Raw genomic sequence first — 260 nt, 5'->3', positions numbered from 1 at the left:
CCGCCTGCTCCAGCATCATCTCGGCGGCCGAGGAGCCGGGCGCGCGCTCGCGGCCGATCTCCATCATGGCCGGCACGGCGAAGGGCGAAACCCGTTCCAGCCGCTGGACGCGGATGCGGCCCCGGATGCGCGACAGCAGCTCACCCAGCCGCGCCACATCCAGCAGGCCCCGCGCCGCGTCCGCCCGGGCGCATCGCAGCAGCAGATGGTCCGGGTCGTGGCGGCGCAGGGTGTCGTAGATCAGGTCCGCCGAGAAGGTC

General features: G+C 73.8%; 1 protein-coding gene. It reads right to left on the bottom strand.

Annotated elements, in window-relative coordinates; genetic code table 11:
- Positions 1-260, bottom strand: a 260-nt coding sequence (locus tag FLQ44_RS20095) for a hypothetical protein (RefSeq protein ID WP_206209020.1), incomplete at both ends; no start/stop codon positions are given.

The sequence above is a fragment of the Vogesella mureinivorans genome, from assembly GCF_007644035.1.
Lineage (GTDB): Bacteria > Pseudomonadota > Gammaproteobacteria > Burkholderiales > Chromobacteriaceae > Vogesella > Vogesella mureinivorans.
The sequence above is the reverse complement of the archived record's forward strand: the minus strand, read 5'-3'. Positions and strand labels throughout refer to the sequence as shown.